Annotated in this window: 5 protein-coding genes and 1 pseudogene; all 6 read right to left on the bottom strand. The window is 47.2% G+C overall.

Annotated features, from left to right (window positions below; genetic code table 11):
• Nucleotides 1–326 (bottom strand): annotated as a pseudogene (locus ACLR2L_RS16680) (DUF1329 domain-containing protein); the annotation flags it as partial.
• 17 nt (nucleotides 327–343) lie between these two features.
• Nucleotides 344–2,407 (bottom strand): DUF1302 domain-containing protein, encoded by a 2,064-nt coding sequence (locus ACLR2L_RS16675; protein ID WP_413369690.1) that lies wholly within the window; start codon nucleotides 2,405–2,407, stop codon nucleotides 344–346.
• A gap of 210 nt (nucleotides 2,408–2,617) precedes the next feature.
• On the bottom strand, nucleotides 2,618–2,851 hold the full coding sequence (locus ACLR2L_RS16670) for a DUF2835 family protein (RefSeq protein WP_140957602.1): 234 nt from the start codon (nucleotides 2,849–2,851) through the stop codon (nucleotides 2,618–2,620).
• A complete protein-coding gene (pepN, locus tag ACLR2L_RS16665) occupies nucleotides 2,844–5,438 on the bottom strand; it encodes an aminopeptidase N (protein WP_413369688.1) in 2,595 nt (864 codons plus the stop codon). Before pepN ends, ACLR2L_RS16670 begins: the two co-directional genes overlap by 8 nt.
• An 18-nt stretch (nucleotides 5,439–5,456) precedes the next feature.
• Complete coding sequence (gene nhaC / locus ACLR2L_RS16660; protein WP_413369686.1) at nucleotides 5,457–6,935, bottom strand: Na+/H+ antiporter NhaC; 1,479 nt, start codon at nucleotides 6,933–6,935, stop codon at nucleotides 5,457–5,459.
• A gap of 9 nt (nucleotides 6,936–6,944) precedes the next feature.
• Nucleotides 6,945–8,279 (bottom strand): sodium-dependent transporter, encoded by a 1,335-nt coding sequence (locus ACLR2L_RS16655; protein WP_413369684.1) that lies wholly within the window; start codon nucleotides 8,277–8,279, stop codon nucleotides 6,945–6,947.
• Nucleotides 8,280–8,327: the final 48 nt, after the last annotated feature.

Here is an 8,327-nt window from a genome sequence, read left to right as displayed (position 1 = left end):
GTGTATGTCTCAAACATCTTTATTAAGCCGTCAGACAAAAAGGCAGCATGCTCTTTGTAGTTCGCTCCGGTAATGGTAGACAGCGGTGCTTCACCGGCATAAGGATCAGGGTGGAAATCACCCGCCTTGTAGCCTGCAGGCGCTGAGGTTATACCGCCATTCCAGGCAGGAATTGAACCGTCGGCATTACCCGCTTTTTCGCCACCCAGAGGAGTGAGTTCAGTACCTAATTTTGCAGCATCTGCGCTGCTGACCTTTGCTTGCAATGGTGCTGCAGTTAACGCAACGGTTAATGCAGCAGCAATAATTCCAATCTTTTTCATCATAACCTTACTACTCTCAGTTAAATTGCGTACTTGATGTCGAACGAGATGAAGTCACGGTCAGACAGCGCATTCGTGGTACCAATACCACCCCAGAAACTGCTGTAAGACGCGGAAGCTGACCAACGGCTCAAGTAATCAAACGTAAATGAAATATTGGCTGACTTAGTCCCTTCCGTGAATAAGAACAGCGGATCAGGCGTGGTACCTTCCACATCGTGTGAGAAGGTTGCACGTGTACGCAAATTCACACCTGCGAAAATGTTGTTGAAATCAGCCACGGCCAGAATGCGGTAACCCCATGCATCGTCAGTAGCAAATGGGTTGGTTTCCGGACCGTTAGACAAACCAGTGTGTAAACCTGTACGCGGATTGCCGGTTTCGGTTGGCTCCAGTGATGGTGTACGGGCAGTACCCGGTGCATTTAAACGCACTACCGATGGATCCGGGAAATCCACAATGTTTACATAACCCGCTTCACCTAACAGAACGAAGTTATCAGTACCAAACGCCGGGCCAAATACGTGTGACAAGGTAAACTGTGCCTGCCAGGTATCTGAGAACACAAAACCTTCGGCTGTTTCACCTGGGCCCACGGCACGACCAATGTTATTTAACTGGGAAATACCCGCTAAATCCGGGCGTAAACCCGCATTAGCCAGCTGTTCTGGCATACCCATGTAGAGCAATTCTACGTCGTCGATTTGCAGTGGCTCATCCACACGGTAAGCAAATTCACCTGCCAGTGCAGTGGTACCGATGTTGGTGTTAAAGCTCATACCGTATAACTTGATGTCTTCCGGATAGTAGAACTTAGCTTCTGTAAACGCCTGCAACTCAGTGATGTTGTTACGGGTAATGTTGTTGGTGGCCAAAAACGCCAGATCTGCACCAATGCCCGCCGCAGTAAAGTTAGACGTTTCACCCGAAATCAGTGGACGCTGACTGTGATAATTAATGTGATAGAAACTCAGTTCAGTTTCATTCAGTGCTTCGGCGAAATAGGTTACGCGAATACCATACTGACCCTGGTCATCGGCATCGACGTGTGCCTGATCGCTGTATCCGCGAATTGCAACCTTAGTAGGATACGCCGGATAGGCCTGACTGATTTGAGATGCATTGGCACCTGCACGCAGTGCATCGCCTAAACCATTTAACGACGCCAACAGGAAATCAAGGTCGATATCCGGGTTACCGGTAAAACCTAACTGAATGTTATTCGCCTGACCGCCTTCTGCCGCGAAGTCGTTGGTTGCAAAGTAGCTACCTGCCACAGGTAACCAGCTACGCTCCCATTCGTACTGGTAGTAACCAGAAATACTCAGCGTATCGGTAAGACCCAGCGACGCGTATACCATGCCTACCGGAATAAATACTTCTTTTAACTCTGCACCAGGTGTACGGGCGCGCGTTACGTCTACTGGGTTGGTAGTGTTGATACCGTGTTGGATGAAGGTGCTCTCACCCCAGCTGATAACTTGTTGACCTACGCGAACGGTTAATGGCTTTTCGCCAACCCACCAGTCGCCATAGAAGAAGGCGTCAAGTAAACGCACATCAGAGCAAAGCAGCTTTTTGGCTTCGGGATCATCACACAATTCTGTTTTCTGATTGGTGATGGGGTTGCTCCATGGACGATCGTGATCCATTTGTTCGAAATCGTAGAACCAGAATCCGCGCGCAAAGAAACCAATGTTGTCGTAGCGAATATCCAATTCGTGGTTACCGGAAATCTGCGTTGAAAACGCTTCGCCGGGATCGTGCGCTAAATCACCCAAATCACCGTTGCTTGAATAGCTTCCATCCGCCAGGGCCCATACATCACCGCTGGGATAAATAACATTCGTAGCCGCATTGTAACCAGACCAATTAAACTGAGGATGGTTGCTGTTACCAATCAGTTTGTAGTCGCGGTCTTCCATGCGGATACTGGTAGCTAAAGTAAAGTTTGAGTCGAGTGATATCGAAACATCACCTACATCCCATGACGCAGCACTTGCAGGAAGCGAAGCCGCTCCGAATAATGCAAGTAGTCCGGCTGCGATAGGCGATTTTTTGAATGCGCTAGGCCTGGTTATCATAATTTTTATACTCCTGATTCAGCAGTAAGCTGCTGATAAAACGACACACATCGGTTTATTTAACAAAATGATTACATCATTTCTCACGGATAGCAAGAACTAATCGTACCAGTTGAAAAAATGCCGTAAACATCTTTTATTGACGCTACTGAAAGTCCTGAGTGTAAACCGAATTTAATGGAATAACTGATTGATAGTTATAGTACAAAGCTAGCGAATGCGCTCAAAAGATTTAATTTTATTTTCAGGGGTTATAATTAACCTGAATCTACCGCATAAACCACGGCTATCTATGAAGCGTCTTAACCGCCCTGCCGGTACCTGAACCCGAATACCGTTCTCGGCCTGTAACAAGGCGTGAGGAACCAGGCCACTGTATAGGGCCTGGCAATTTGAATAGGATTCGTTAAGCGTGAAAAAGTACACTTTGTCGGTGTTAGTCATTGTTGCCAAAGCTCAATGCCTTGCTAACCTTCTCGTAAAGATCGTTACTCAGTCCAGCATGATTCAGCAGTCGGGATAACTGCCCTTTCATCAATGCCTGGCGGCCTGATTCAAAATGCTGCCATTGCGTCAGCGGGGTCACTAATCTCGATGCCACTTGCGGATTGGACTTATCCAGCTCCAGCAGGTAGTCGGTTAAAAACCGGTAACCCGAGCTGTCGTCGGCATGAAAGCCTGTTGTGTTATAAAAAGCAAAACTGCCAACCACTGCCCTTACCCGATTCGGGTTTTGCTGACTAAACTGTGGGTGCTGGCGCAACAGGGTAAGCTGCGCCAAAATGTCAGCGCGCGCACATGTTGCGTGTAAACCAAACCACTTATCGAGTACCAGTGGGTCATTGTGCCAACGCTGTTCAAACTGCTGCATAAGTTCACTGAACAAGGCTAAGTTATGAATTTGCGCTGCTTTTAATGCCCCCAGCGAATCTGACATATTGTCAGACTGTTCAAACTGCTTACGAATAATGGCTGACGTATCGTTTTGACGAGCTAACAAAGCCAGAACCGTGTTCTTACAACGACGCGCACTGACTTGTCCAACGGTATATGTGTAGCTACCGGTTTGGTTTTGTTGGTAAATCGCATCGAGCATACATGCCAATGTATCAGACAAATCAGTTACAAACGCTTCACGCGCTTTGTAAAGTGCATGTACATCAATATTAGTGCGGCTTTGGATCAGTGCTTCAAAACTGGGCACAACCAGGCACTCAGCCAGCAATTCAGGATTGTGTTGCTCTGCTTTTACCGCGGCAACCAAGCCTTGCCACAACGCGGGTGAAACACGTTGCGACTGACCCGTGTAATATTGTTCAATAGCCCAATTATATAATTGCTGTATCGCATCCCATCGGGAAAATGCGTCTTTAGCAAATCGAAAAGCGTGCAAATATTCATCTGGCGTTAAATCCGATTGCAATTTTACAGGCGCCGAAAAGTTACCTAACACCACTGGTGTAATAGTGTTGCCTTTTCCTGTAAAGCTAAGAGCAATGTCTGGTTGATCTAAAATACACAGATTATCACGATACATTGGGGTATCAGGGGAAACGTGCTCACCCCGTTCATTAATAAATTCAACCTGTAACGGGATAAACAGAGGTTGTTTAACCGGCTGACCGGCAGTGGCTGGTGTTGTCTGGCTGATTATCAGCTTTGTCACCGAATCGGTTGTTTCGCGTTTAACCGAAACAACCGGTGTACCAGACTGGCTATACCACAATGAAAAATGGGTGAGGTCGATGCTGGTTGCAGACTGCATCGCAGACACAAAATCATCGCACGTCACCGCCTGTCCATCATGACGTCGAAAATATTCGTCCATCCCGGCTCGAAAACCGTCTTGTCCTAACAACGTATGCATCATTCGGATAACTTCAGCGCCTTTGTCGTACACAGTCACGGTGTAAAAGTTATTCATCTCAATAACTTCGTCGGGCCGTATAGGGTGGCTCATTGCGCTGGCATCTTCAGCAAACTGATGTTCACGCATTACCCGCACCTGCTTAATGCGGTTGCTTAGCGGTGAACTCATATCAGAACTGAATTGTTGATCGCGAAATACCGTTAAACCTTCTTTCAGGCTTAACTGGAACCAATCGCGACAGGTTACCCGATTACCCGTCCAGTTGTGGAAGTATTCGTGTGCAATCACCGACTCCACATTGAAAAAATCTTCATCGGTAGCACTTTCCTGATCGGCCAGCACAAATTTGCTGTTGAACACGTTCAGGCCTTTGTTCTCCATAGCGCCCATGTTAAAGAAATCTACCGCCACAATCATGTAGATATCCAGGTCGTATTCAAGACCAAACACCTGTTCGTCCCAGCGCATTGATCGCTTTAAGGCTTCCAGGGCGAACACACCTCGTTCACGCTTACCTTTATCAACGTATAATTCCAGTGCAACGGCCTTACCACTGGCAGTGGTAAACGTATCAGTCAACTGATCAAAACTACCGGCGACCAGTGCAAACAAATAGGCTGGTTTCGGAAAAGGATCCTGCCAGGTTACCCAATGTGTACCATCGTCATTGTCGCCCCGGGCAACAGGATTGCCATTTGCCAGCAAGGTGGGCAGTGACGCTTTATCTCCTGTTACGGTACAGGTAAACCGTGCCAGCACATCGGGTCGGTCGAGATAATAGGTAATTTTGCGAAATCCTTCCGCTTCGCATTGTGTACAATACACCCCGTTCGATAAATACAAACCTTCAAGTGCTTTATTTGCTTCGGGATTAATTTCGGTTTCAATGGTTAATGAGAAGCTATCAGGCACATCTTCCAGTAATAAACCCACTTCGGTTTGAGTGAAATGGGTAAATTCTTGTCCATTGAGACTTACTGACACTAACGTTAAATGCTCACCGTCCAGTTGCAAAGGCTCACTGTGCTTACCTTGTCGCGTTACCTGGAGGTTGCTGATCACACGCGTAGCCGTTGGATGTAAGGTCACATTCAAATCAATATCGCTGATTGTGAATGCCGGCGCGCGATAATCGGCACGGCGTTTAGCCATTAATGTCATACACTCTCCTTTGCTGGTTTACTTTGTAGATGATGATTCAACCACGATTTCTGGCGGCGTGATACGCAGGATTTTTATGCCAAGATAAGCATATATCATCGCCAGGAACGGGTTAATAACGTTGAAAAACGCATAAAAAATGTACTCAAACGGATGCACCATTAATACCCCGTGCATGTATGCACCACAAGTATTCCATGGGATCAATGGTGATGTAAGCGTACCGCCGTCTTCCAGGCTGCGCGATAAATTAAGCTGATTCAAACCGCGCTTTTCAAATTCCTGTTTATACATACGACCCGGCATAACAATCGCCATATATTGATCAGCTGTGATCAAATTGGTGCCAATACAGGTAAGAATGGTGCGGGTAACCATAGCGCCAGCGGTTTTGGCGCCATGCAATATAGCGCTCACAGCGCGGTTCAACAGCCCTACCCGTTCCAAAACGGCACCAAAAGACATAGCACAAATAATCAGCCAGATGGTATTGAGCATAGATGACATACCACCACGGCTTAACAAGCTGTCCAGTGTGGTATCGCCGGTGTCAAAACTCACGCCGTCAAATAATGCCGTCCATACTACTTTTACCGTGCCAACCACATTAGAGTCCGCGCCGTCTTTCATACCCAAAATGACGTCGCCCTGGAAAATAATGGCCCAGGCACCACCCAATAACGCGCCAATCGCTACGGCAGGAAAAGCAGGCATTTTGCGTACAGCAAGGGTAAGTAGCACAACCAACGGCACCAGCATCAACAAATTCAAATTAAATGTATTGTCCAGCAATTGTTGCATTTCGTGGATCTTAGCTGCCGACTGGTCTGTAGAGGCACTGAAACCTAAAATGACAAACAGCAGTAGTGCCAGTACAAAACTGGGAATAGTAGTCCACAGCATGTAGCGAATATGGTCAAACAAATCCACACCAGCCACAGCCGGTGCCAGATTGGTGGTTTCAGATAATGGAGAAATTTTATCGCCAAAATAAGCGCCCGATACCACTGCACCTGCAGTGATTGCCGCCGACATATCCATGCCTGCCGCTACGCCCATCAGGGCCACACCTACGGTTGCTGCAGTCGTCCAGGAACTGCCTATACTCATGGCTACCACGGCACATATTAGGCAGCTTGCTGCATAAAACATTGAAGGGTTAAGCAGTTCTAAACCATAGTAGATTAGCGTAGGGACAGTACCGGCCAGCATCCAGGTACCAATTAACGACCCTACCACTAACAAAATTAGGCAGGCCCCCAGCGATACCGAGATCCCCTGAATAATCCCTGCTTCAATATCAGCCCAGCGATGACCATTTTTCATTCCAATAATAGCAGCCAGCCCCGTTCCGATTAGCAGTGCTATCTGGTTAGGACCGAATGACGAATTATCGGCAAACAAAAATACCGCTGTGCCCATCATCAGCACAAGGGCAACAATGGGGATAAGGGCATCAAGCAAACTGGGTTGTTTAATTTCTTGTTGAGACGTCATGACTATTCCTTACATCACTGACCGATAAAACATCACAAGAATGACAACCGGACACACAAATTTCACATACCAGGGCCAAATCTTCCAAAATAAACGCTGTTCCATATCAGGCGCGCTCGCTTTAAGCTCATCTAATATTTCATTGCGCTTCCAAACCCAGCCCGCAAAGATACACAAAGCAAAGCCGAGTAATGGCTGGCTGTATTTGGTTGTCAGGTCGATTACAAATCCGAACAATACAGAGAAATGTATAATAATGACGGTGCTGAGCACAAAAATAGCAGCGGTAACCAGCCACACTGCACGCTTGCGCGGCATATTGCGACTTTCAGACAAGTACGCTACCGGCACTTCAAGCATTGAAATGGAACTGGTGAGTGCAGCAATCACCATGAGCGCAAAAAACACAACTGAAACTACAATCCCAATTGGCCCAATGGTTTTAAACAGTGCGGGCAGAACGGTAAAAATCAGTTGATCACCGGCGATTAACTCTCCACTGTCTGAAAATATTTGCACACCATTGTTCAGTGCCACGTACATGGCTGGAATGATCAGCATACCAGCAATAATCGCAACGCCAATGTCTACCAGTGCTACAGCCGCACCAATGCTGGGCAGATCTTCATTTTTACTCATGTAGGAGCCATAAACCAGCATGGTTCCTACACCAAGTGACATTGAGAAAAATGCCTGGCCCATTGCATCAATTAATAAATCAGGATTGAGCACCAGTGAGAAATCGGGCACCAGATAAGCGGCCCAGCCTTCACTCGCTCCAGGCTGGAAGCTTACATACACAATCAGCACTATCATGAGGATGAACAGAGTAGGCATTAAACGAACAGACCAGCGTTCGATACCGGCCTTTACGCCACCCAGCACAATGTAAGAGGTGAGACCCAGAAACAGCGCGCAGAACACCAGGTTACTGCTCAGTGAATAACTAATAAACCAGTCGCTTAGTGCCTGAGGCATAACCGGACGGGACAAGGATTCGCCTAAATAGGCAATCATCCAACCGCCTACAATGGCATAGAATGCCAGAATCAATGACACGGTAACACAGCCCCACAGGCCGGTTAATCTGCCCAGTGGATTGGAAGTGATTTTACCCAGCGAATCCACCATGTTCGCCCGGTGGGCACGCCCAATGATTAACTCTGCCATTAATACCGGATATGCCAGGGCAAATGCTAATAGCAAATACACAAGCACAAATGCCGCACCACCATTACTGGCTACCTGGGTTGGAAACCCCCAGATGTTTCCCAGTCCCACTGCTGATCCCGCTGCCGCCAGGATAAACCCGATACGAGAAGAAAACTCACCGCGAATCGCCATATTGTTCCCTTTATTATTGTTTTAATAATGATTTTATTTTGTTGTTGT

Origin of the sequence: Alteromonas sp. AMM-1, from assembly GCF_047290655.1 — a bacterium.
Taxonomy (GTDB): domain Bacteria; phylum Pseudomonadota; class Gammaproteobacteria; order Enterobacterales; family Alteromonadaceae; genus Alteromonas; species Alteromonas mangrovi.
This window is presented reverse-complemented; position numbering and strand designations above follow the sequence as displayed.

What these genes read in the sequence shown, in the direction of transcription:
- ACLR2L_RS16675 (WP_413369690.1), bottom strand. Translation starts at nt 2,407, where the DNA reads ATGATAACCAGGCCTAGCGCATTCAAAAAATCGCCTATCGCAGCCGGA.
- ACLR2L_RS16670 (WP_140957602.1), bottom strand. Translation starts at nt 2,851, where the DNA reads ATGACTAACACCGACAAAGTGTACTTTTTCACGCTTAACGAATCCTAT.
- pepN (WP_413369688.1), bottom strand. Translation starts at nt 5,438, where the DNA reads ATGACATTAATGGCTAAACGCCGTGCCGATTATCGCGCGCCGGCATTC.
- nhaC (WP_413369686.1), bottom strand. Translation starts at nt 6,935, where the DNA reads ATGACGTCTCAACAAGAAATTAAACAACCCAGTTTGCTTGATGCCCTT.
- ACLR2L_RS16655 (WP_413369684.1), bottom strand. Translation starts at nt 8,279, where the DNA reads ATGGCGATTCGCGGTGAGTTTTCTTCTCGTATCGGGTTTATCCTGGCG.